At 32.0% G+C, this 25,695-nt stretch carries 22 protein-coding genes and 6 tRNA genes; 23 read left to right on the forward strand and 5 right to left on the reverse strand.

The genetic code is table 4. From position 1 onward, the window contains the following. The first annotated feature begins 14 nt into the window (after positions 1-14). The 3 genes from grpE (at position 15) to dnaJ (ending at position 3,774) form a co-directional block, all read left to right on the forward strand. Positions 15-680 carry a nucleotide exchange factor GrpE gene (grpE, locus tag QPK10_RS04620; RefSeq protein ID WP_368486839.1) on the forward strand — a complete coding sequence of 222 codons (666 nt, stop codon included), beginning with the start codon at positions 15-17 and terminating at the stop codon, positions 678-680. 64 nt (positions 681-744) lie between these two features. Beyond that, positions 745-2,547 carry a molecular chaperone DnaK gene (gene dnaK, locus QPK10_RS04625; protein ID WP_368486840.1) on the forward strand — a complete coding sequence of 601 codons (1,803 nt, stop codon included), beginning with the start codon at positions 745-747 and terminating at the stop codon, positions 2,545-2,547. A 78-nt stretch (positions 2,548-2,625) separates the two neighbouring features. Beyond that, on the forward strand, positions 2,626-3,774 hold the full coding sequence (dnaJ, locus tag QPK10_RS04630; RefSeq protein WP_368486841.1) for a molecular chaperone DnaJ: 1,149 nt from the start codon (positions 2,626-2,628) through the stop codon (positions 3,772-3,774). Positions 3,775-3,809: 35 nt separating this feature from the next. Here the strand turns inward: dnaJ and QPK10_RS04635 are convergent, their stop codons facing one another. Next, a complete protein-coding gene (locus tag QPK10_RS04635; RefSeq protein ID WP_368486842.1) occupies positions 3,810-3,956 on the reverse strand; it encodes a hypothetical protein in 147 nt (48 codons plus the stop codon). 226 nt (positions 3,957-4,182) lie between these two features. Continuing rightward, a complete protein-coding gene (locus QPK10_RS04640) occupies positions 4,183-4,509 on the reverse strand; it encodes a rhodanese-like domain-containing protein (RefSeq protein ID WP_368486843.1) in 327 nt (108 codons plus the stop codon). 162 nt (positions 4,510-4,671) lie between these two features. Between QPK10_RS04640 and QPK10_RS04645 the strand changes: the two genes are divergently transcribed. The 19 genes from QPK10_RS04645 (at position 4,672) to arcC (ending at position 21,414) form a co-directional block, all read left to right on the forward strand. Next, positions 4,672-6,777: a polyribonucleotide nucleotidyltransferase gene (locus QPK10_RS04645; RefSeq protein WP_368486844.1), complete on the forward strand. Its 2,106-nt coding sequence runs from the start codon at positions 4,672-4,674 to the stop codon at positions 6,775-6,777. Between the two features lie 84 nt (positions 6,778-6,861). Next, a complete protein-coding gene (gene plsX / locus QPK10_RS04650) occupies positions 6,862-7,866 on the forward strand; it encodes a phosphate acyltransferase PlsX (protein ID WP_368486845.1) in 1,005 nt (334 codons plus the stop codon). A 17-nt stretch (positions 7,867-7,883) separates the two neighbouring features. Then, on the forward strand, positions 7,884-8,618 hold the full coding sequence (gene rnc / locus QPK10_RS04655; RefSeq protein WP_368486846.1) for a ribonuclease III: 735 nt from the start codon (positions 7,884-7,886) through the stop codon (positions 8,616-8,618). 97 nt (positions 8,619-8,715) lie between these two features. Continuing rightward, positions 8,716-12,264, forward strand: a complete 3,549-nt coding sequence (locus tag QPK10_RS04660) for an FtsX-like permease family protein (RefSeq protein WP_368486847.1) — start codon at positions 8,716-8,718, stop codon at positions 12,262-12,264. Between the two features lie 104 nt (positions 12,265-12,368). Beyond that, positions 12,369-12,986 carry a hypothetical protein gene (locus QPK10_RS04665; protein WP_368486848.1) on the forward strand — a complete coding sequence of 206 codons (618 nt, stop codon included), beginning with the start codon at positions 12,369-12,371 and terminating at the stop codon, positions 12,984-12,986. A gap of 53 nt (positions 12,987-13,039) precedes the next feature. Further along, positions 13,040-13,222 (forward strand): hypothetical protein, encoded by a 183-nt coding sequence (locus QPK10_RS04670; protein ID WP_368486849.1) that lies wholly within the window; start codon positions 13,040-13,042, stop codon positions 13,220-13,222. A 112-nt stretch (positions 13,223-13,334) separates the two neighbouring features. Further along, positions 13,335-14,021 carry a hypothetical protein gene (locus tag QPK10_RS04675; protein ID WP_368486850.1) on the forward strand — a complete coding sequence of 229 codons (687 nt, stop codon included), beginning with the start codon at positions 13,335-13,337 and terminating at the stop codon, positions 14,019-14,021. A 107-nt stretch (positions 14,022-14,128) separates the two neighbouring features. Next, positions 14,129-14,204 (forward strand) — tRNA-Asn (locus QPK10_RS04680). A 36-nt stretch (positions 14,205-14,240) separates the two neighbouring features. Then, positions 14,241-14,316 (forward strand) — tRNA-Glu (locus tag QPK10_RS04685). A gap of 4 nt (positions 14,317-14,320) precedes the next feature. Further along, positions 14,321-14,396, forward strand: a tRNA-Val gene (locus tag QPK10_RS04690). Positions 14,397-14,409: 13 nt separating this feature from the next. Beyond that, positions 14,410-14,486, forward strand: a tRNA-Thr gene (locus tag QPK10_RS04695). Positions 14,487-14,493: 7 nt separating this feature from the next. Then, positions 14,494-14,569, forward strand: a tRNA-Lys gene (locus QPK10_RS04700). 33 nt (positions 14,570-14,602) lie between these two features. Beyond that, a tRNA-Leu gene (locus QPK10_RS04705) sits at positions 14,603-14,687 on the forward strand. A gap of 163 nt (positions 14,688-14,850) precedes the next feature. Then, positions 14,851-15,666 (forward strand): Cof-type HAD-IIB family hydrolase, encoded by an 816-nt coding sequence (locus QPK10_RS04710; protein WP_368486851.1) that lies wholly within the window; start codon positions 14,851-14,853, stop codon positions 15,664-15,666. Positions 15,667-15,706: 40 nt separating this feature from the next. Continuing rightward, complete coding sequence (trxA, locus tag QPK10_RS04715; protein WP_047791054.1) at positions 15,707-16,015, forward strand: thioredoxin; 309 nt, start codon at positions 15,707-15,709, stop codon at positions 16,013-16,015. 527 nt (positions 16,016-16,542) lie between these two features. Next, complete coding sequence (locus QPK10_RS04720; RefSeq protein WP_368486852.1) at positions 16,543-17,742, forward strand: arginine deiminase; 1,200 nt, start codon at positions 16,543-16,545, stop codon at positions 17,740-17,742. A 35-nt stretch (positions 17,743-17,777) separates the two neighbouring features. Next, positions 17,778-18,779: an ornithine carbamoyltransferase gene (gene argF, locus QPK10_RS04725; protein WP_047791056.1), complete on the forward strand. Its 1,002-nt coding sequence runs from the start codon at positions 17,778-17,780 to the stop codon at positions 18,777-18,779. Positions 18,780-18,855: 76 nt separating this feature from the next. Next, positions 18,856-20,346, forward strand: a complete 1,491-nt coding sequence (locus QPK10_RS04730; protein ID WP_368486853.1) for a YfcC family protein — start codon at positions 18,856-18,858, stop codon at positions 20,344-20,346. A 132-nt stretch (positions 20,347-20,478) separates the two neighbouring features. Beyond that, the gene (gene arcC, locus QPK10_RS04735; protein WP_368486854.1) at positions 20,479-21,414 is read left to right on the forward strand and encodes a carbamate kinase; all 936 of its coding nucleotides are present in this window, start codon (positions 20,479-20,481) and stop codon (positions 21,412-21,414) included. A 33-nt stretch (positions 21,415-21,447) separates the two neighbouring features. On the opposite strand, the gene QPK10_RS04740 is transcribed toward arcC, so the two are convergent. The 3 genes from QPK10_RS04740 to QPK10_RS04750 all read right to left on the reverse strand — a co-directional run bounded on the left by QPK10_RS04740 (position 21,448) and on the right by QPK10_RS04750 (position 22,943). Further along, positions 21,448-21,861 (reverse strand): hypothetical protein, encoded by a 414-nt coding sequence (locus QPK10_RS04740; protein ID WP_368486855.1) that lies wholly within the window; start codon positions 21,859-21,861, stop codon positions 21,448-21,450. Between the two features lie 89 nt (positions 21,862-21,950). Then, positions 21,951-22,163: a hypothetical protein gene (locus QPK10_RS04745; protein WP_368486856.1), complete on the reverse strand. Its 213-nt coding sequence runs from the start codon at positions 22,161-22,163 to the stop codon at positions 21,951-21,953. Positions 22,164-22,304: 141 nt separating this feature from the next. Further along, entirely contained in the window at positions 22,305-22,943 is a 639-nt protein-coding gene (locus QPK10_RS04750; RefSeq protein ID WP_368486857.1) for a nitroreductase family protein, read from the reverse strand. Positions 22,944-23,185: 242 nt separating this feature from the next. Between QPK10_RS04750 and leuS the strand changes: the two genes are divergently transcribed. After that, complete coding sequence (gene leuS, locus QPK10_RS04755; RefSeq protein ID WP_368486858.1) at positions 23,186-25,606, forward strand: leucine--tRNA ligase; 2,421 nt, start codon at positions 23,186-23,188, stop codon at positions 25,604-25,606. Positions 25,607-25,695: the final 89 nt, after the last annotated feature.

A 25,695-nucleotide genomic window follows, 5' to 3' on the forward strand; every position in this document is an offset into this window, starting at 1 on the left:
AGGTGAGAAGTGAAATGTCAAATGAGAAGAGAGAAAACTCATCACCAAATCAATTAAAAGAAAAGATTGCCCATTTAAAAGAAGAATTAGCAAAGGTTAATGAAACTTTTCAAGAGCAACTAAAACAACAATCACAAGATGTTAGTTCTGAACAAGAACCATCAGCAGAGCAACAACCATCAGTTAAAGAAGAAAAAGTTAGTCCAATGGTTGTGATTGAAGAGTTAGAAAGAGAAATTGATTTATTATTAAGAGATAATGCCCGTCTTCGTGAAGAAAAATTAGTAGTATTAGCAGATAGTGAAAACTTGAAACGTAGAGTTCAAGAAGAACAAGCAAATATTCGTAAGTATCGAGCAGCGGGGATTGGGGAAAAATTATTACCCGCTCTTGATAATTTTGAACGAGCACTACAGGTTGAAAATGTAACTCCCGAAGTTAAAAATTTCTTAATGGGATTTGAAATGATTTACAAATTAATAAAACTAAGTTTTGGTGAAGAAGGTATTACAGAAATTGAAGTTAACGTGGGTGATGAATTTGATTCAAAAATCCATCATGCAATTGAAATTGTTGAAACTGGCGAAGTTAAGTCAGGCCAAATTGCAAAAGTCCTACAAAAAGGATATTTAATTCATGATCGGGTTTTACGACATGCCGCTGTTAACGTAGAAAAATAATATAGAAAAAGAATTAAAAAATAGGTATACATAAGATAGAAACATAACAAAGGAGATTGATATTATGGCAAAAATTATTGGAATTGATTTAGGAACTACAAACTCTTGTGTCGCTGTAATGGACGGAAAAGATGTTAAAGTTTTAGAAAATCCAGAAGGACAAAGAACAACACCTTCTGTAGTTTCATTTAAAAATGATGAAATTATTGTTGGAGATTCAGCGAAACGCCAAGCAGTAACTAATCCTAATACAGTTAGTTCAATTAAAAGAAAAATGGGAACTAGCGAAAAAATTGAAATTAACGGGAAAGAATGAACACCCGAAACAATTTCAGCAGAAATTTTAAGATATTTAAAAACTTATGCTGAAAAAAAACTAGGTGAAAAAATTACAAAAGCAGTTATTACAGTACCTGCGTACTTTAATGACGCTCAACGTCAAGCAACTAAAAATGCTGGAAAAATTGCAGGTTTAGAAGTTGAAAGAATTATTAATGAACCAACCGCTGCTGCATTAGCTTATGGAATTGATAAAACTGATAAAGAACAAAAAGTATTAGTTTATGACCTAGGTGGAGGAACATTTGACGTTTCAATCTTAGACTTAGCTGATGGAACATTTGAAGTATTATCAACAAACGGAGATAACCATTTAGGAGGAGATGACTTTGACCAAGTTATCATTGAATGAATGGTTGAGGAATTTAAAAAAGACAACGGAATTGATTTAAAAACAGATAAAATGGCAATGCAAAGATTAAAAGAAGAAGCCGAAAAAGCCAAAAAAAATCTATCTTCACAATTACAAGTTGAAATTGCTGCACCATTTATTACTGCTCGTGATGGTAACCCTTTACACTTAAACTTATCATTAACAAGAGCCAAATTTGATGATATGACAAAACACTTAGTTGCTAGAACAATTGAACCAGTTAAAAAAGCATTAGCTGATGCAAAAATGAAACCAAGTGATCTTGACCAAGTATTATTAGTGGGGGGAAGTACTCGTATTCCTGCGGTACAAGAAGCCATTAAAAAAGAATTAGGAAAAGAACCGAACCGTACTATTAACCCAGATGAAGTCGTTGCCATTGGGGCCGCAATTCAAGGGGGAGTCCTAGCTGGGGATGTTAAAGATGTTCTATTATTAGATGTGACACCATTATCATTAGGAATTGAAACTTTAGGGGGAGTAAGCACCGTGTTAATCCCAAGAAATACAACAATTCCAACAAGTAAATCACAAATTTTCTCAACTGCTGCTGATAATCAACCAGCTGTTGACATCCATGTTTTACAAGGTGAACGTTCAATGGCTGTTGATAATAAAACTTTAGGTCGTTTCCAATTATCAGGAATTGAACCAGCGCCAAAAGGAATTCCTCAAATTGAAGTTAAATTCTCAATTGATGCCAACGGAATTGTATCTGTTTCAGCGAAAGACTTAAAAACTAATAAAGAACAAACAATTACCATTACTAATAATGAAGGATTAAGTGAAGAAGAAATCCAAAAAATGATTAACGAAGCCGAAGAAAACAAAGCTCGTGATGAAGAAAGATTAAAAAATATTGAATTGCGTAATAAAGCTGAAGCATATATTACAACAATCCAAAATGCGTTAAGTGAAAGCAAAGATAAAATGAGTGATGAACAAAAAACTCAAATGGAAACAATGGTAAATGAAATCAAAGAATTAGTTGAAAAAGAAGATTATGCAACATTGCAAAATAAAATGAATGAATTAGAACAAGCAATGGCGCAAGCTGCTCAATTTATGCAAGACCAACAAGGTCAAAGTGGTAGTGATGAAATTGAAGATAAGCCAGATAACGATGATAACAAAGATGAAGATAACAAAGACTAATTACTAATTAAGATAACTAGCTATTAGTTATCTTTTAATTCATTTTGTAGTTAATAATTATAGGAGGTTACAATAACAATGAATAATAAAAGAGACTATTATGAGGTGTTAGGAGTCAGCAAGAATGCTAGTGACGATGAGATTAAAAAAGCTTTTCGAGCATTAGCGAAAAAATATCACCCTGATGTTTCAAAAGAAAAAGATGCGGAAGCAAAATTTAAAGAAGTTAATGAAGCTTACGAAGTTTTATCAGACCCAAATAAGCGGAAAATGTATGATCAGTTTGGTCATGCCGGAGCCCAACAGCAAGGGTTTGGGCAAGGATTTGATGCGAGTGGTTTTGAAGATATTTTTTCAGGTGGATTTAGTAGCTTTGGTGGTTTTGGCGATATTTTTGAAAATTTCTTTGGCGGTGGTAGTTCCCATCGTAAACAGCAAAAACAAGATACGCGTCCCATGAAAGGCCAAGATATTGGGGCCCATGTAACCATTTCTTTAAAAGAAATGATGTTTGGAACAACTGTTAATTTAGATCTGACCTTAGATAAAACTTGTGAAGTATGTAACGGAACGGGGGCTAAAAACCCTAAAACAGATATTCACACATGTACGACTTGTGATGGTTATGGTTATGTGAATGTTGAACAACGTAGTTTATTTGGAATTATTCAAACTCAACAAACCTGTCCCGATTGTAAAGGAACCGGAAAAGTAATCACTAATAAATGTCCAAAATGTCGCGGGAAAGGAAGATACCAAGCCAAAGAAAAAATTGACTTGGAAATCCCAAAATCAATTATGCCAGGCCAACAATTACGAGTTCGGGAAAAAGGGAATTATGGTTATAATGGCGGACCGCGTGGGGATATTTACTTAGATGTCTCGGTAAAACCAAATAAATACTTTAAACGAGTTAATGAATATGATTTATTTTTAGATTTACCAGTTAATTATTTAGATGCCTTATTAGGTGGTGAAATTATTGTTCCTACTTTTGATGGGGAAGTTCGGTTAAAACTACCAAGCAATACCAAAACAAACAGTGTCTTTAACATTCCTAACTATGGTTTCTTTAAATCACCAAGTTCAAATAAAAGAGGGGACTTAATTGTTAATGTTATTGTTTCGGTACCAACTAAATTATCAACTGAAGAACGCCAAAAACTAAATGAATTAAAAGAAATTAGTACTTATAAAATGGATATTGATTTTATGAAAGACTTATAATAAAAAATGGTTGCAAAACCATTTTTTATTTATCCTTATTTATAATTATCCATTAATCAAATCGCCGCTAAAATTCCCATTGGTATAAAAATAAATAATAGTCAGAAGTATGACAAAGTAAATGCTAAGACCATAATTCCTTCGCTACGAGTTTTTTCATTTTGCTGAAGTTTTCTTTTCACTGAGACTGTAATTGGGACTCAAATAAATAAACTTGTTAAAAATGTTAGAATACCAGTAACTCAGCAAATGGCTACTAAAAGTTGGTATGCTTTGTACTGGTTATTTTGTAAATCTATTGTGTTCCTCCTTTGCTTGATGAATTCTTGAAATTTTTCAAAAATTCCTACTCTTATTCTAAAAAAAAAAAAAAAATGCAAGAATTTTTGCACTTTTATTTTAATTTTATTATTTTTCTTGTTTATTTTTTCACCGATAATATCCATAAATACCATGGGTTAATACAAAAGCATTTTTATAGCCAAGTTCTCGTAATTGTGCCGCCGCATCACTGCTGCGATTTCCACCATTACAAAGGGTTATAATTAATTGCTCTTTATCTTTTAAATATAAACTTGGATCTTGTAATAAATCATAAATATAAATGTTTTGTGCGCCTGGTATTCCTTGCAATGATTTAAATTCAACTTCTGTTCGCACATCTACTAACAATGCTTTATCTTTTAACTCTTCGAAAGTTTGATTATCCATATAAATACTATTTTGATTGTTCATTTTGTTCACCGCCTCAATCTATCTCTCTTATATTTTAATATAATATTTGATGAAATAACCAAATAATAAAATAATTGTATGTTAAAATAAATATGGTTTTAATATTTTTAAATATTTAAGATTGAATTGTGTGCAGTAACAGAGAGGGAATAATATTTTTGTATGGATAAAAAAGTTTATGAAACAATTTTAAACGGTCGGAAATTAATCGTTGAATATGGCCAATTAGCAAAACAAGCAGCTGGTAGTGTTCTAGTAAGATATGGAGATACAGTTGTTTTAGTAGCGGTTACCGTAAGTGACCAGGCTAGTGAAAACAATTTTTTTCCGTTAACAGTTGTTTTTCAAGAAAAGCTATATTCGGTGGGAAAAATTCCTGGCGGTTTTTTAAAACGGGAAGGAAAACCAAGTGAATATGCAACTTTATCAGCACGGGTAATCGATCGTGCGTTACGCCCATTATTTTCTGAAGATTTTCGGAACGAAGTCCAAGTTGTTATTAATGTTTTGGCCGTTGATAATGATAATGATGTGCGAATTGCAGCATTATTTGCTGCTTCTTTAGCAATTTCAATTTCTCCAATTCCATTTAATGGTCCAATTGCAGGCGCTTTAGTAACAATTGATAATAATGACCAAATAATAATTAATCCTACTTTAGATGAATTAAACAATGGCAAAATGGAACTAATTGTCGCGGGAACTAGGGATGCCATTAATATGGTTGAAGCAGGTTGCCAAGAAATTAGTGAAGATTTAGTATTAGCAGTCATTTTAAAAGGTCACAATGTTGTAAAAGAATTAATATCATTTCAAGACCAAATTGTCAAAGCAGTTGGTAAAGAAAAAATGCAAGTTGAATTATTTAGTATTCGTCCAGAAATTCAAGATTTTGTGGCAACTAATTATCAGTCGGCTTTAATTGCCGCAGCAAATATTGCAAGTAAACAAGAACGTTATCATCAAATTGAAAATATTAATAATTCTGCATTAATGGTATATGAAGAAAAACAATATAAAAATGAAAAAGAAAAAAAACGAGTAATGTTAGAATTAAATACTTGTTTACACAATGTTGTTCGTGATGAAGTGCGTCGTCAAATTACAATTGATAAAAAGCGCTTGGATGGTCGCAAAGTTGATGAAATTCGCCAATTAACAAGTGAAATTGATTTATTACCTGTTGTTCATGGTAGTGCCTTATTTACCCGTGGTGAAACACAGGTCATGACGATTGTCACATTAGGCGCGTTAGGAGAAAACCAAATTATTGATGGTATTACTGATGAAGAGGGAAAACGCTTTATGCACCATTATAACTTTCCCCCATTTTCAGTCGGTGAAACCAGAAGAATGGGGCCACCTTCGCGTCGAGAAATTGGTCATGGTGCGTTAGGGGAAAAGGCCTTAGCCCAAATTATTCCTAGTGAAAAAGTCTTTCCTTATACAATTCGCTTAGTTTCTGAAGTTCTGGAATCAAATGGTAGTACTTCGCAAGCATCAATTTGTGCATCAACCTTAGCGTTAATGGCAGCCGGTGTTCCAATTAGTGCCCCAATTGCCGGTATTGCGATGGGTTTAGTAATGGAAAATGATCAGTACACGATTTTAACTGATATTCAAGGGATGGAAGATCACTTAGGTGACATGGATTTTAAGGTTGCTGGGAGTGAAAAGGGAATTTGTGCTTTACAAATGGACATTAAAATTACGGGAATTAGTGCAGAAATTTTACAAGAAGCGTTATTAGCTGCGAAAAAAGCCCGGAAAATAGTACTGGCCAATATGCTAGCAACAATTGCCACTCCGCGTAACCAGTTAGCACCAACTGCTCCGAAAATGAAAACCTTTATGATTCCTATTGATAAAATTAGAGAAGTTATTGGAACCGGAGGAAAAGTTATTAGTGCCTTAATTGAAAAATCTGATGATGTTAAAATTGACATTGAAGATGATGGGCAAGTTACGATTTATCATAAAAATTATGAATCAATTGAAAAAGCATACCAATTTATTAAAGATATTGTGTGACCAGCAGCGGTTGGCGAAGAATACGAAGGAAAAGTTGTTAAAATTGAAAAATTTGGTGCTTTTGTTAACTTGAAAGAAGGTGTTGATGGTTTAATTCATATTTCAAAACTTTCTGATAAACACGTTGGCAAAACAGAAGATATTGTTAATTTAAATGATTTAGTGCGGGTAAAAGTGTTAGAAATTGATCCCAAAGGAAAAATTAAATTAGGATTAGTGAAAATTATTAGCAAATAAGAGAATAATCATTTTTCCTTGATAAATTACCAATGTGATACTTCTTTTGTTATAATTAAAAAGAAATAAGGAGTAGATAATATCATGAATAAAATTGCAATTGATATGATGGGGACTGATTTGGGGATCAGACCAATCCTTGGGGCGGTTAAAATTTTTCTTAAAAAATATCATGATATTAATTTTGTCTTTGTAGGAAACGAAGAAGAAATTAAACATGAATTAAAAATTTACAAATTAGATCCAGCACGTTATGAAATTTTCCATGCTTCAGAAGTGATTGCGATGACTGAAGGACCCCTAGAAATTAGGCGGAAAAAAGATAGTTCAATGGTGCGGAGTGCAGAATTACTAAAGGAACAAAAAGTTAACGCTTTTGTTTCGGGTGGTTCAACTGCTGCTTATTTAGCAGCGTGTCATTTTATTATTGGAGAAATTGAAGGAATTTCTCGCCCTGCTTTTATGCCTTTTATTCCAACCGTTACGAAGGGCAAGTATGTTATGATGCTCGATGTGGGCGCTAATTTAGAAAATGATGCCCAAGATTTAGTAAACTTTGCAATTATGGCCGATGTTTATGCCCGGGTAATTTTAAACTTGTCGAATCCTAAAATTGGTTTATTAAATATTGGGGAAGAAGCAAGCAAGGGTAAAGAATACCATAAGGAAGCTTACCAAATATTAAAATCTAATAATAAATTAAATTTTTATGGAAATATTGAATCTCGTCACATTACGAGTGATCTTGTTGATATTATAGTAACTGATGGTTTTACCGGCAATATTGCTTTGAAAGCAATTGAAGGAATGGCCAAAAATTTAATGACAGTTTTAAAAAAAGAATTAACAAAAAATATTATTCGTAAAATTAAAGCACTGATGTTAAGAAAAGCATTTAAAGGCGTTAAGGAAACCTTTGATTATCGAAATAATGCTTCCGCTTTAATGTTGGGGCTTAACCAAATTGCTATTAAAACCCATGGTAGTAGTGATCAAAAATCATGGATTAGTACCTTAGAAATGACTAGAACTGCTATTAATAATGATGTTGCCAATAAAATTAGAGAAGCAATTAAGGAAACAAACTAGTTTAAAGGAGTGATTAGATGTCATTTGAAAATAAAACACCAGAAAATTTGGTGCGTGAATTAAAAGATTTTTTTCGAAAATATAACATTGAAATTAAAAATGGAAAATACTATTTAGAAGCCTTAACTCATAATTCTTATGCAAATGAAAACAACTTATCATACACATACCAACGGTTAGAATTTTTAGGAGACGCTATTCTTGCCAAAGAAATTTCGTTATACTTATTTCGGAAATATCCTAATAAAAATGAGGGGGAGATTACTAACTTAAGAAGTAAAGTTGTACGTGAATCAACCTTAGCGGAATTAGTGCGAAAAATGAATTTAGCACAATTTATCTTGTTAGGAAAGGGAGAAATTAAAACCAAAGGGTATGAAAAAGACCGCATTCTTGCTGATATTTATGAATCAATGATTGCCGCTTTATATTTAGATACCGGTGAAGAAACAACTCGTCATTTTATTTCCGACACCTTAATTGACTTTGCTGGTTCACCAGCCTTCCTAGATAAGATTCGGGACTACAAAACAGAGTTACAAGAATTCTTACAAGCTAGTGATTCGCGGGCATTAGAATATAAATTAATTGAAGAAATTATGCCCCCGGAAGGAAACAAAATTCTTTACCGGATTGTAGCTGAAATTGATGGGGTGCGTTATGGCGAAGGCCAAGGTTACACTCATAAGGAAGCTGAACAAATTGCCGCTCGAAATGCCCTAAATAAATTAGCAAAAAATACAATTGAGTAAAACTTTGTGGTAGTTTATTAAAAATAAACTATGGTGAAGTTTTACACCTTTGCAAATAAAAAAAATATTAATTTAATAAAAATAAATGGAGTAAACTATGATTTTGATTAGACACTTATTTAAAAATTTTTGAAAGAGCTTTACTAAAAATACTTTACAAGTATTAGGGTTATTTATGATGCTGATTGTTATTATCACAATTTTTTGTGGTTTAATCTTATCGCATAATTTAGCTTATAGCCAACTAGATAAAATTGGGCAGGGCTCATATGATACTAATGTAACTTTTACCATTAATGATAAATTAAAAATTAAATCCCGTGCCAATAACTTATCATATAGTTTAGTTAATATTAATTATTTGGATGATAAAAACAATCCTAATCTTAATCAAATGCAAAAAGCTAATTTTAGTCTTAAAAAAATCAATGATTATTACCAAATTATTTTAGATTCCAAAACAGCCCATCCTGGCCAATGGTTAGCATCAAATAGTAATAATGAATATTTTCAACAGCAATTAAAAAAGAGTGATACCCTAGCCATTAATTTTCGTAATGATATTTTACCAAATAGTGATTTTATTTTAACTAATGCTGAATATAATGAATTAATTAGTTATAGTAAAACAAATGGGGACTGAATGCCCTTTGTTAGTACGGATGCCAAAACAAAAGATCTATCAGGTTATACACTTTTCACTGACCAGTATCAAGATTTTAAAAATAACCAAGATCGTATTCATGAGTTAGAAATAAAATTAATGAATACTGTTATTTTAGGTTCGGTCATTAATAAGGGTTTTATTTATGAAACCTTAGATGTTTATGATATTTTTAAAGCGCAGTACTATTATATTCAAAATATTAAAACGGGTTATTGGTCAACCCCAATTATGGTGAAGGGGAATTATCAAGAATTTTTAAATTATAATGCACCGGATGGGATTGCTCCTATTATTATTAATCCGAGTTACGCACGGAAAAATGATTTAAAAGTTGGTGATGTTATTAATATTTATAATAATTATTATCGAATTTTAGGATTTGGAACTAGTTTATTTGTCAACCAAGATGTCAACAATGGTAATTTTGTTTATAATCCCTATTTATGGATGCGAAACCAAGATTTTCTTAAATTGAAATCATATTTACCAAATATTACCCGGTTAGTGGAAGACCAGTGAACAATTAAAGGTGCTTTTGCTGATGATCAGTTAAATCCTGGTTTTAAGGATAATAAACAAGGAAGTTGGAATAACTTTGCCAATATTTATCAGAATGGGAATATTAATTTAAGAAGTAAACCTAATAATGAAATAAATTCAATGCTATTATTAATTATTAATAAAGAAGAAATTATTTGATCAATTTTAATGGCGATTTCAATTCTGTTAATTGTTTCATCTTTTATTATGATTAGTATGATTGTTAATAAATTATTATTAGTTAATCGTGAAATTATTGGAAACTTAAAAGCCCAGGGTTATTCAACAACGGTTATTACAACACTTTTATTATTATGTTTCTTTGTTTTAATGCTTATTATTTCCACGATTGCGATGGGAACTAGTTGGATTTTTTCCTTTATTCTTAACATCACATATAGTGGCTTTTTAGAACTAACAACTTATTTTTCAGTTCCAAACTGAAGAATTGTGCTGTATGATTTTGTCATTCCAACAGCCATTGTTTGTGGGTATGCTTTTATCTTCATCTTCTTAGAAGTTCAGAAAAAACCCCTGGTTCTAATGAAACCAAAAGTGGTGAAAGCTCCAATCCCAAAAAAAGGCTACTCAACGAAGTTTTTAGGATTTATTAAGCTAAACTTTAAGCAAAAAATCAGTTTAAAATTTGCCTATGATGCGAAATGAAAATTATTATTAACAATTATCGTAACCACCTTAACGGGGGCAATGCTTTTTACTGGTTTAACAACAATTATTAACTTTTCACAAGTTAATCTTAATTTACGTTACAACATGAATTGAAAATATGCTTATCAGTATGATAATAGTTATCGTTATTTAAATAACAAAGCTCCCTATGATTATTTAGTTTATGATAGTCCCCAAGATGTGATTACTAGTGGTGTTGCGGGGTATAATATCCTTGATCCCTCACAAAAAATAACTACTTCGGAATTAGTCTTGAAAAAATATCAACTAAATGGCAAAGCTGTTTGTGGGCCATTTGTTGATGGTAGTACGGATTTCAAAAGTCTAAAATATTTATGGTTAAATGCAAATAGTTATGGATGATATGTGGATAATTGTAAGGGGACAAGCCATTACGATCAAATTACTTCTTTTATTAATTCAAGCGCCTATTATTATTTTATTGAAGAACTAAGCCGTAATAATGGAATTTTAACTTTAGGTTATCAACCAATTATTTATGGTAAGCAACAACAAGAATTATTTGCTCTAAATAGTTATTTATCAACTAATTTTGCGTTAAATTATGGTGATACTGAAAACTTCTTAAAAAGTTATAAAAAAGCTAATGAAAATTCACCAATTGATATTTCAATTCGTAGTTTTTATCAAAATTATATTCAACCCTGAAACTTTAGTTGGATTGGGGGTAATGCGACACAATTTTATCAATATGAAAATGATAATTTATTGTTTGTTCCCCGTTTAGAAAACAAAACCAATATGGAATGATTCTTTAATGAGATTACTAGTTTTGATGATCGTGATTCCCAGAAAAGTTTATTATATTATGCCCTTCACCCAAACCAGTACACAATGAATAGTCATGTTAAGGAAGCAATTTTATTAATAAATGAAATTAAATCGCTAATTCAGAATGGGGATTGGTTCTATGCCCATACCCCCGGTTGAAAACCATCTGATTTTAAAGTCAATGTTTATCCCATTATTGTCAATAAAGGTTTCCAATTTTTAAGGGGAGTTAATATTGGAGATATCCTTACCAGCAATTTTAACGAAAAATCAGTTACGTTTTATATTGTAATGGATGAATTTAACAACGGAATGAAAAATATGATTTTAATTAATGACTATGCTACAAAGGGATTGGGTCAAAAAGATTTAAACCAACTTTATTCATCACTTAGTCAAAATGAAACTTACCGCTATATTGGCTTTTATGAGCGGAATAATAATTATGCAATTGATCCGTCTAATCCCCAAACATATGATGCCGCTCCTATTTATAATGGAACCCAAAACTTAACTAATATGTTTGAGAAAACAGTTAATTTACAAATTCTTTTATTCTTAATTTATTTGTTAATCTTAGTTGCCTCAGTTGTCGCCTGTATTTTCCAAATCTTTATTATTACGAATATTATTGTAAAAGATAACTTAAAAGTGCTAAACAGTTTTAAAGCCTTAGGATATTCAAACTTGTGAATTTTCAACCGAATGTTCTTGGTTTATTTACCAATCATTATTATTAGTTGAGTTATTTCGATTCCAATTGGGACATATGTCATTGATATGATTCGCCAGCAAATTATCTGAAATATGCTCGCCTATGTTTCCGCAACTGTTAATGTGGGAGACTACTTAATTAGTTTCTTTGGTTTAGTTGCAATGTTTATTACCGCGTTTGTCTTAAATAAAGTTTTTATGGACCGGCGATATCCAATGTTAAAAACAATGAACTGAAATTAGAACATAAACAAATTTTGTTTATGTTTTTTTATGCATGTTAGGGATATTTTTTAATGATCAAAATAACATTATGCTATATTTTAGTTGATAAAGGAGGGAACATAATGTGGGTAAGAACAATTAGTGAGGTTAATTTTAATGGGTTAGCTTTGTTAAAAGAAAAACACCATCAGTTTAATGAATTTTATCAACAGCAAAGTTATCGGAATGTTAAATTAACAAAATTATTAAATGAAACGCTTGAACACAGTGCTACCATTGAAGAATATAGTCAGCACTTTATCAATTTATTAGTGCTAATTGTAGAAGAAGATAACCAAGATTTGTCAGATGAAATGATGATTCAAATTGGAATGGTGATGTCATATTGCCATGGGATCACCTTGTTTTGTGAAAAATTAGACCAGGTATTACTTAAGCAACAAGAAATTATCCAAGCCTTCATTGACACTGTTAAAGAATTAAATGTAGGAATTATTTTAGAGTTAACAAAATACCAAGATTTTCCGGTAAATATCTTAACGAATATTTTTAATGAAATTTTAAGTTGTGAAACCCTTCACCAATTTTTGACAATTCAAGAAAGATTTTGAACAACATTACGAACCCAAGTGCTAGATTATCAAACGAGTAATGAGGTTTTCAAGCTTTTTATTTTATATTTTTTTACTGCCAAAGCCCTTATTGATTTTTTTAATAAATTATTAGTTAATAAGTGCTAGTTTCATTGTTCAAGAATAGTGATATAATATTTATGAATAAGGAGATGACGACCATGGGGGAAGCATTAAAAGGTTCAAACCTAACTGAAGAAGAGATTTTAAAAAAAATGCAAGAAATTCAAGAGAATTTTGCTTGTACACCAAATATGATTGATGGCATTGGATTTTGTGCTAAATCATTTGATAAAGATGGTAAATTAATTACTGATGAAGTTATTACTACTAATTCAAAATAAACATTATTTAATAAAATAATGTTTTTATTTTAGTGATTTCTTGCCCACTTCCGCTGAGAAATGTATATAATTAATACGAGAATAATTGAAGGATAAATAAAAGGAGAATAACATGTTTGGACTAGAAAATAATATGGCGGGCTTAGGGTATTTTGTCTTTTTAATAATTTTAGGTCTTTTAATATTAGGGATGATAATTATTGGTTTAGTAGATATATCTTATAAACGGCAAAGAACAAAATATTATCCTAAAGAAATTTTACGAAAAATGTTAGATGATAATGATTTGAAAGATGTTAATATTGGAATTTTTAAATTTATTGGCAAGGCCCAGAATTTTAACTACATTAGTAATACTATTAAAATTAGAACTCGTGATTTAAATGACCCCAGTGTTTTAAAAATTTATGATATGTTATTTCACTTTTATTATTTATTTCAAATTAAAACTAAAAAAAACCGTTCATTTTTTTGACTAAAATTTGTTTCGTATTTACTATGTTTTGTCTTTGTAATTTTTATTACAACAACAATTTTAATAATTTTATGTAATGTGATTAACAATAATAACTTAGATATTGATAGCATCACCACCGCAATTCAAGTTCTTGCGATTGTTGGTTTAATTTTGTTAATTATTAGTTGGTTCTCATGAACTAATATTGTTGAAAAATACCGTAAGGATTTAATAGATTTAGCAGGTGAATATTTAGATGACCAAACTACGAAAAAAATAAAATTATTAACAGCTTTTAAAGCCTTTTTCCCTTTTTCCGAAAATGTCATCTTCTTTACATAAAATTAGTTCGCTTTTTAAATAAACTATAAAAGATTAAAAAAACAAGAAAAATAGTTGCACGATTTTATTAATTTATATATAATGAATAAGGTTGATTATTCAACAATGCCTAGTTAGCTCAGTTGGTAGAGCATTCGGCTGTTAACCGACAGGTCGCAGGTTCGAGCCCTGCACTAGGCGCCATTTTATTTTAAGGAAGTATATTTAAAAATCATCTTTGGCCTGTTGGTGAAGCGGTTAACACACATGCCTTTCACGCATGCATTCACGGGTTCAATTCCCGTACAGGTCACCATTGTCGAGTGTTAGCTCAGTTGGGAGAGCGCCTGCCTTACAAGCAGGTGGTCAGCGGTTCAAGTCCGTTACACTCGACCATTTTTTTAAATACGCTGGCTTAGCTCAATCTGGTAGAGCAACTGACTTGTAATCAGTAGGTTGGGAGTTCGATTCTTCTAGCCAGCACCATTGTTCTCTCCTGTTAGCTCAGTTGGTAGAGCAACTGGCTTTTAACCAGTGGGTCAAAGGTTCAAGTCCTTTACAGGAGACCAATTTTTTAATAAAATATTAATACCAGAGGAAATCCGGGTTTGGCGGAATTGGCAGACGCACCAGACTTAGGATCTGGCGAGGCAACTCGTGGGGGTTCAAGTCCCTTAACCCGGACCATTATTTAAAATTAATAAATGTTTAATCACTATGGAGTGATTTTTTTTATCGCAAAATTATGATAGAAAACATCATAACTTTATCATTTCTAACAACAATTATAGTAAAATTAAGATATAGGAATAAAGATAGGAGCCTTTACAATCAATTAAGGAGGAATCATATGAAACGTGCCATTTTTGCTGACTTAGATGGGACTTTATTACAAGACAATCATAAGTTTAGCAAGATTACTAAGAAAACAATTAAACAAATCCAGGACAAAGGAATTCCCTTTGTAGTTACAACGGGCCGTCTGGCGAGTGATGCTATTCGCCAAGCAAAAAAACTAAAAGTTCATAAATATAATGGCTATGTCCTAGCAAATAATGGTTCTGCTGCTTATTCATTTGCTACCAACTCATTTTTATGAATGATGATTTTTACAGATGAAGAAATTAAAAAATTATTTGAATTTACTTACAATAAATATAAAGTTCATTTTTTTAGTAACAACGGAACTTATGTTTATGAAAAGGGTGAAAATTCATTTTACTGGGCAAAGGTTATGAAAACCAGCTATAAAATTATTAATGCCCCCGACCAGATTACCGAGGACATTACCCACGCTAGTGTGATTGCCCATGAACCATTAAGTGATAGTGCGGCAGCCCATCTAGTCGATGAGTTAAAGGCATTATTACCATTATTAGATGTTACCCAGTATAATAATCGTGTTTTTGAAATTTCAGCAAAAGGAATTTCAAAGGGGAGTGCCTTAAAATTTTTATCCCATCATTTAGGAGTTCCAATTGAAAATACCTTTTCATTTGGAGATTCCTACAATGATATTGAGTTAATTAAACAGGCTGGTACTGGCGTAGCGGTTAATAATGCAATTGATGAAATTAAGGCTTTAGCCCAAGAAATTTCATTATCAAATAAAGAAAACGGACCAGCCCTATATTTAAGAGATAAAATTTTAAAAAATGAGATATAATGATACTATATTATAAATATAATGCAAAGGAGAGAAATTTATGGCAATTAAGCATTTAGAAAATATGCAAGAATTTAATGATTTAATAAATAAAAATGAAAAAACTATTATTGACTTTTATGCTGATTGATGTGGCCCATGTAAAATGCTTGCGCCAATTTATGAAGAACTAGCTGGTGAAGTTTCTAATGTTCATTTTGCAAAAGTTGATGTTGATAATTTACAGGATATTGCTCAAGAATATGGTATCGCATCAATCCCAACATTATTGATTTTCCAAGGCGGAAAAGAAATGAATCGTCATGTTGGATTTGCAACCAAAGATCAAATTAAAGAATTATTAAAATAAATTACGATTAAAATTTAAATAAGTAAGTAGGTGAATATTAAATTATGGCAATGTCAATGAAAAAAAGAGTGAAACTAATGGAAGCAAAAAAAGCAGCGAAAGCAAAAGCTCGTAAGGAAGCAGCCAAGAAAAATTCACAAGCACAAGTTAGTAAATAAAACAAGTTAGCACGAGGCTAACTTTTTTATTTCATTAATTTTGGTTCTTATTTTGTCGCCAATTTACCAAAATTTTTCTTTTTCCCAATAAAAATATTATAAAAATGAAGATACTTTTCGGTAAAATGGTTGCAAATAAATCTAAAAGTGGTTAAATACAAATAGAAGGAAATCAAAACATATGTTACAAGGTAGTGACAAAAACTTAATGATAAAAACTTTTAGGGAATCATCAAATTATAAAAAACATTTTGTAGGAAATTATTATTTTTCTAGATTATTTTTCGCGTATGTTTTTATTAGCCTTCAGGGATATTTAGATTATTCAAAATCTAATACTTAGATTTTTCTATTTAGGAGGTAATTAAAATGAAAGATAAGTATGCAATTAATGTCTATTCTGAAATTGGGACATTAAAAAGTGTTATGTTACACCGTCCCGGAGACGAATTATCAAATTTAACACCAGATTTATTAGAAAGATTGTTATTTGATGATACACCAGATTTGCCTATCGCACAACAAGAACACGATGAACTAGCAAAAGTGTTGAGAGATAATGGTGTGGAAGTATTATACATTGAAAAAATGGTTGCTGAAACAATTGCCCAAGACAAAAATTTAAGAACTGACTTGTTAGATAGGTTCCTAAAAGAATCAGGAGCAAAACCAGAACACATTGAACCATTAAGAAAATATTTAGATAAACTTTCAGACCAAGATATGGTAAATAAAATGATCGCAGGAGTAACAAAATATGAATTAGGTGTTGAAAATACTGATGGTTACCCATTAGCAATGGACCCATTACCAAACCTATTATTTCAACGTGACCCATTTGCCTCAGTTGGAAACGGAGCTACTGTCCACCAAATGTTCACAGTAACAAGAAGACGTGAAACAATTTTTGCGGACTTAGTACTACACCACCACCCAAGATTTAAAGATAAAGTAAACTTCTGATACGATCGTAACGAAGAAGGAAGTATCGAAGGAGGGGACGTTTTAGTATTAAACCACAAAACATTAATTATTGGGGCTTCACAAAGAACAAGTATTGATGCAATTAAAAAAGTTGCTAAAAGGGTTATCGAAAGTCCTGAAATTTCTTATGAAAAAGTTATTGTTTTTGACTTAAAAACTAAAAACAGAGCATTTATGCACTTAGATACAGTCTTTACAAATATTGACTATGATAAATTTATTGCACACCCATTAATCTTTGATAACATGAGTGAATTTAAACTTTATGAAATTTCAAAAGACGGGATGACAGAAATTAACAAACAACTAGATGAATACTTATCAGATGTTGTTGGCAAAAAAATTCACATTGTAAAATGTGGAGGGGAAGATCCAATTGCCCAAGCCAGAGAACAATGAAACGATGGAACTAATGTGATTACAATTAAACCAGGGGAAGTTATTGCTTACAACCGTAACCACATTACAATCGCCGAATTAAAAAAATTAGGTGTTAAAGTACACGTAATTCACAGTGCTGAATTATCAAGAGGTCGTGGAGGACCACGTTGTATGACAATGCCAATTTGAAGAGAAGATATTTAATTAATAACGAAGAAAAGGAAGGAAGTCATAAAAATATGGCCGTAAATTTAAAAGGAAGAAGTTTTTTAACATTATTAGATTTCACACCAAGAGAAATCAACTATTTATTAGATTTATCAAGAATGCTAAAAGAAGCTAAATATGCAGGAACTGAACAACAACCTTTAAAAGGAAAAAATGTTGTGCTATTATTCCAAAAAGATTCAACCAGAACTCGTTGTGCTTTTGAAGTTGCCGCTGCTGATTTAGGAATGAACGCAGTATACCTAGGGCCTTCAGGAAGCCAAATGGGGAAAAAAGAATCAATTGAAGATACTGCAAAAGTTTTAGGAAGAATGTTTGACGGAATTGAATTTAGAGGTTACAAACAAAGTGATGTTGAAGATTTAGCAAAATATTCAGGAGTACCAGTGTGAAATGGGTTAACAGACTTATACCACCCAACGCAAATGTTAGCTGATGTTTTAACAATCCAAGAAGTTAAAGGACCAAATGTTAAAGGAATTAAATTTGTTTACTTTGGTGACTCAAGATTCAACATGGCAAACAGTTACATGATTATTAGTGCAAAATTAGGAATGCATTTTACTGCATGTGCCCCAAAAGATTTATGACCAGATGCTAAACTATTAAAACAATGTCAAGACATTGCGAAAGAAAATGGGGGATCAATTACTTTAACAGAAGATCACAAAACAGCTGCCAAAGACGCTGATGTTATTGCAACTGATGTTTGAGTATCAATGGGAGAAGATAAATCAGTTTGAAAACAAAGAATTGCTGATTTAACACCTTACCAAGTTAATATGGAAAAAATTAAACAAGCGAAAGAAGATGTAATTTTCTTACACTGTTTACCAAGTTTCCATGATGAAAATACTGATACTGCCCAAGATATTATTAAAGAATTTGGGGGAAATGGTGAATTAGAAGTAACTAACGAAGTATTTACCTCAAAATACTCAAAAGTATTTGAAGAAGCGGAAAATAGATTACATACTATTAAAGCAATTATGTTAGCAACTTTAAGAGGTTAATGGTGAATTTTTAAACATTTGCTTATTGTTATTATTTTGATTTGAAAAATTAATTTAATGAAAGGAGGGGGATTAAATGCCTGCTCTTAAAAGTGGCAAACGAAGAAAATTTAAATTGCCTGCGGCAATTACCATCTTATTCTTCATTATTGCTATTGTAATTATTGTGTCATGAATTCCAGGGACAGCCAAACCATATGATCCAGCAACTGGTGAATATGGGAAGGCCGGGGTTTTTGACCTATTCTTAGCACCCTTAGAAGGTTTTGGAGGTAAATTAGACACCATCTTATTTGTTCTTGTCCTAGGGGGATTCTTAAACGTTATTATTAAATCCGAAGCGTTAGACGCGGGGATTGGTCGTTTAATTATAAGAATGAAAGGGAAAGAAATTTGAATTATTCCCGCTTTAATGTTCTTATTCTCAATTGGAGGAACAACTTACGGAATGGGAGAAGAAACAATTGCGTTATATCCTGTTTTAATTCCCGTAATGCTAGCAGCTCGATTTGATGTTGTAACATCAGTTATGACAATCTTACTAGGAGCTGGAGTAGGGTGTGTTGGTTCATTCTTAAACCCATTCGTAATTGGGGTTTCATTTACACCAGCCGATACTGCAAGTTTTGGAATTACTAACTCAGCGGGGATTGTATGACGGATCATTGCGTGATTAGTACTAACAGCTGGCACAATTGCCTTTGTAATGTGATATGCGATGCGTGTTAGAAAAAATCCTGAAAAATCACCGGTGTATGCTGAACGTGAATTTTACTTAAAAGAATTTGGAATGCCAGATAGTATTCCAGAATTCACTAAAAAACGTAAAGCAATTATGATTGTCTTTATGTTGACGTTTATCGTCATGATCTTCTCATTAGTATCATGGAGTTCATTTGGTTATAATGCGACAACCAATGCTAATGATTGAATTAAAGAACATGCTCCTTATATTGCGAGATTCTTTAGTCCATTTGGGGACTTCTCGTTATTACAAGTGGCGGTTATCTTCTTAATTTCTTCAATTGTTATTGCGGCAATTGACTGAAAAGGAGAAGAAGAATATGTTAAAACATTTATCGCGGGGTCAAGCGATATCCTATCAGTGTGTTTAGTTATTGCAACTGCTGCTGGAATTGGATGAATTCTAGACAAAACTGGAATGCAGATTAACTTAGTTAATGCGCTTGCTTCGCCAATGAAAAAATTAGGAACAACAGGGTTCATTATTGTTGGATTCTTCTTCTTCTTAATTATTTCAATTATTATTCCATCAACATCGGGATTTGCCGCCGCAGTATTCCCAATTATTGGGCCAGTCGCGGAAGGAATTCAACCAGGATTATGGTCAGGTTCAATTACGGCATTCTCGTTTGCAAACGGAATTATTAACCTTGTCAGTCCAACCAGCTTTATTTTAATGGCAGCGTTAAGTATTAGTAAAGTCTCATTAGATAAATATCTAAAAGTGGCGTGGCCATACTTAATCGGATTAACTGCCTTAGCAATTGTCTTGCTGGTAATTGGAGCACAATTACCAATTGAACGCGGTGGAATGTGATTCTAATTTGGACAACAGATTAATATTTAATAAAATTGAAAGAAAAGATATGGTAATATCTTTTCTTTTCCTAATTTTAAAAGCTTAAATTAATAGCAAATCAAATGATGTTAATTAATATCAGAAAGGAACGATTATATGTCAAGAATTGTTGTCGCTCTGGGAGGAAACGCCTTAGGAAATTCTCCCGCTGAGCAACATGAAATAGTGAAAGTAACAGCCAAAGCAATGGTGGATATTATTGCGGATGGTAAAGAACTTGTGATTGCCCATGGAAATGGTCCACAAGTGGGAATGATTAATAATGCTTTTGCGGAAGCATCTAAAGTAAATAGTAAAATTCCAATGATGCCATTCCCGGAATGTGGGGCAATGTCACAAGCTTATATTGGCTACCATTTACAAAATGCGATTTTAAATGAGTTAAACAACAGAAATATCAAAAAAAATGTGGTAACAATTGTAACCCAAGTTGAAGTTGCTGCTAACGATAAAGCATTTGAAAACCCAACGAAACCAATTGGTTCATTTTATACTGAACAAGAAGCAAAAGATTTAGCAAGTAAAAACGGCTTTACTGTAAAAGAAGATGCCGGGCGGGGATGACGAAGAGTTATTGCTTCACCCCAACCAGTTGATATTGTTGAAAAAGATATTATTAAAGATCTAATTAAACAAGGTCATGTTGTAATTACCGTGGGTGGGGGGGGAATCCCTGTTGTGAAAGGTAAAGATGGTTATCAAGGTGTTGATGCTGTTATTGATAAAGACTTTGCTAGTGCGAAATTAGCTGAACTAGTGGATGCTGATCAATTAATGATCTTAACAGCGGTTCCTAAAGTAGCCATTAACTACGGAAAACCAAACCAAACAACATTAGATACTTTAACAATTGCGGAAGCCGAAAAATACATTGGAGAAAACCAATTTGCTCCCGGAAGTATGCTACCAAAAGTACAAGCTGCCATGAAATTTGCGCAACTTGATGCTAAAAAAGCAGCGGTAATTGCTGAACTTTCATTAGCAAAAGATGCTTTAAATGGTAAATCAGGAACAACAATTAAATTAAAATAATAAAAAATGGTAATTATCTTAATTACCATTTTTTTATATTACTTGTAAAATAATTGCTAGGATTAAACTGTAAAAAATATTAAGACTACTAATTAGGAGGAAAAGATAACCCCGACGATTATTAAAGTTAATATAACCACTTTTTTCATCTAATATTTTGGGATGTAGTTTCATCACCTCAAATCCAATTTCTTCTTCATAATCTGACAAAACTTCTTTTTTGGCAATCTTCTTATTCGGACGGTTGATCCCAAAGTAATTGTATAAAACAACACATAAAACAACAAAGACAAGGATTCCAAAAAAAATGTTTGAAATAGTATCGTGGGCTAATTTAATCTTATCTTGCAGTGTTAACAAGATAATTGTTAAAATAACTTGTAATAATAAGAAAATACCATTGGCAATTCAATAAATTGTTAAGTATTTACGCATTTCTTTTTTCATAAGTTAATTCTAACATATTATTATCAATTATCTTAATAATCAAAAAAAGAATTTACATGGTCGGTAAATTCTTTTTTTGGGGTGAACATTTATTCACCGGGAATTAATAGTAAAATTCCGGCCACAAGACCAAAAAATCCGGCAAATAAAATTGAACAAACTCCCAACCCAACTGCTGACTCTGAGTTTCCAATTCTTCTTTTTGCTGCCAAGGTCATTGGAATTAGTCAGGCCAACGGAATTAATAATAATCCAATGGTACAGCATGATAAAATTAACATAATATATGCTGCTTGTTTCACTTATCAAACACCTCTTTCTTTTTTTAAAATTATACTTTTTGATTTTAACATAAAATAATTTTTAGATTAGTAATTTAACGTAATAATAATTTTTAATTTTATGAAAAAAAATTATGCAGATTTACATAATTTTTATCATTTTTATTTAATAATTGCAAATTCTTCTTGGGGGATGCGTACGCGGGGATAACAAGTCCCGGGTTTTGTTTCATCAAAATATCCAAAGACCATTCCTAAGGCAATGTGATATTTTTGGGGATCAACAAGATTATTATCCGCTAAGAACTGGGCGGTACTACTTTCAATTACTCCCCCCATAATTGAAGTTCCAATTTGTAAGTCAGCGGCTTGTAAACTCATGAAACTAGCAATAATATGGGCTTGTTCTTCACTATACATATCCATATTTTTTTGCCCTTTCACATATTTACTCATCCCCTCCACGCGTTGTTTTAAAGCATCCCCTTGAAAAATTCTCCCTAAGCGGTTAGTTAAAAATTCTGGGGATGCTAAATAATTCCCATTGGCAACTAAAATTAGGGCCGCAATTGGGGCTTCTTTCACCCGGTTAATATTTGGTCCCATAAAACATTGTTCGGCCGCTTTTGCTTTTAATGTTTTATCTTTTAAGAAAACAACTTTTACGGGTTCTAAACCATTTGAAGTTGGAGCTAATCTCCCCGCTTCAATAATCATTTGAAAATCGCTAGCACTAATTTCTTTATTGGGATCATATACCCGCACTGATTTTCGAAATTCAATTGCACTTTTTACACTCATTTTACCTATGTTCCTCCTTATAACTTTTCAGTACTGTTTTTATTATAGCATTATCAAATTAAATAAAATTTAGGAATCTTAGAATTATTAAGAGATTGTAGTTTGATTATCAGGGAAAGCAGCGAAAGATAAATTTAAGCGGAAAATTCGGATTAAATTATTTTTCCCACCGAAATTCAAGGTTTAAATGTTATAATCTTAAATAAGATTAGTGAAACAATGATTAGAGAGGACTAGAATTAATGGAATTTTCACACAAAGCAATTGAACAAAAATGGCAAAAATATTGAGAAGAGAATGAAGTATTCAAGACAACAAATAATAGTAGTAAAAAAGCGTATATTTTAGATATGTTTCCTTATCCGTCGGGAGCGGGGCTACATGTTGGTCACCCCAAAGGTTATACGGCAACTGATATTATTAGTCGTATGCGCCGTATGCAAGGTTATGATGTATTACATCCAATTGGTTGGGATGCTTTTGGATTACCAGCTGAACAATATGCTATTCAAACGGGAAATGATCCCGCAATTTTTACTTTAAAAAATATTGATCATTTTCGCAGTCAACTAAAAGCATTGGGATTTTCTTATGATTATGCGAAAGAAGTTAATACTTCTGATCCAAGTTATTTCAAAACAACCCAATGAATTTTTGAACAATTATATAAACATGATTTAGCAGAGATGCGTGAAGTTGATGTTAACTGATCAGCTGATTTAGGGACCGTCCTAGCAAATGAAGAGGTCCTTGTAATTGATGGCAAGATGGTTTCTGAACGCGGTCATTTTCCGGTGGTTAAAAAACCAATGAAGCAATGGGTGTTGAAAATTACTAACTATGCTGAAAAATTATTAGCGGGTTTAGATGAATTAGATTGACCAGATTCAGTTAAAGAATTACAACGCAATTGAATTGGAAAATCAGTGGGAGCTGAAATTAAATTTGCAGTTGAAAATCGCCCAGAAATTATTAATGTTTTCACAACAAGAATAGATACAATCTTTGGGGTTGAATATATTGTATTAGCTCCTGAGCACCCGTTAGTTGCTATTTTAACGACTACTGATAATAAACCAATGGTTAGTGAATTTATTAAAAATGTTAAAAATAAAACCGAACTTGATCGCCAAGATACTAGCAAAGAAAAAAGTGGGGTATTTCTTGGCACTTATGCGATAAATCCTGTTAATAATAAAAAGCTCCCAATTTGAATTGCGGATTATGTGCTCCCATTTTACGGGACGGGTGCTGTGATGGCAGTTCCTGGACATGATGAACGGGATTTTGCTTTTGCAGTAAAATATCATTTGCCAATTAGCTATGTAATTGCCGGAGAACATCATAATAATGTTTATGTCAAGGATGGTGAACATATTAATTCGGAATTCCTTAACGGGCTTGACACGAAATCTGCGATTACGAAAGCACTGGAAGTATTAGAAAAAGAAAATGTTGCTAGTCCAAAGGTTAGCTATAAATTACGTGATTGACTATTTTCTCGCCAACGCTATTGGGGAGAACCATTTCCGGTGATCCATTGGGAAGATGGTTCAATTAGTTTAGTGGATGAAAAAGATTTACCATTAACATTACCAAAAGTTGATAATATTAAACCTTCCCAAACTGGTGAGTCACCCCTAGCAAATGTTTCAGAATGATTAACAGTCGTTGATAGTACCGGGAAAAAAGGACGTCGGGAAACTAATACTATGCCGCAGTGAGCAGGAAGTTGCTGATATTATTTAGGATACCTTCTAAAACAAGCGGATGGGACAATGTTAGACATTCAAAGTTCGGAAGCTCACGCGTTATTTAAAAAATGATTACCAGTCGATTTATATATTGGGGGTCAAGAACATGCCGTTTTACATTTATTGTATGCTCGTTTTTGGCATAAGTTTTTATATGATATTAAAGTAGTTCCGACTTCTGAACCTTTTTATAAACTGGTTAACCAGGGGATGATTCTTGGTGAAGATGGCACAAAAATGAGTAAATCAAAAGGTAATATTATTAATCCGGATAATATTATTCAATCACATGGTGCTGATGCGCTCCGACTATATGAAATGTTTATGGGACCATTAGAGGCATCACTACCATGAAGTACCAAAGGGTTAGATTCCGCTCGAAAATGATTAGATCGTGTTTATCGCTTAGCAAAAAATACTAATTTTACCCCGGTCAATGATGGAACTTTAGATTATGCTTACCATACAATGGTCAAAAAAGTTACTGAGATGTTAGAAAATTTAAACTTTAATACCGCAATTTCACAGTTAATGGTTTTTATTAATGCTTGCTATAAAAATGAAGAACAAATTTACCAACCATATTGGGAAGGGTTCCTTAAATTATTAAGTTGTTTTGCACCCCATTTAGCAGAAGAATTATGATTCATGTTAGGGCATTCGTACAGTGTTAGTTTAAGTCAATGACCAAACTATGAAGATAAATTCTTAGTTTTAGATACAATCGTAGTTGCCGCTCAAGTTAATGGAAAATTACGGGCAAAATTAGAAGTGAAAAAAGATACTAGTGAAGATCAACTATTAATTCTTGCCAAACAACATTCTAATGTACAACCATATTTAGAAAATCGCCAGATTATTAAAGAAATTGTTGTTAAAAATAAAATTGTTAACTTGGTTGTTAAATAAAAAATCACCTTGAAGAGTGATTTTTTTGTTATTTACATCAATGTTATTTTTTAGTAAAATAAGATTGCTTATCAACTAAAAGTAATAAA

The sequence above is a fragment of the Spiroplasma sp. DGKH1 genome (genome assembly GCF_040940205.1).
Lineage (GTDB): Bacteria > Bacillota_I > Bacilli_A > Mycoplasmatales > Mycoplasmataceae > Spiroplasma.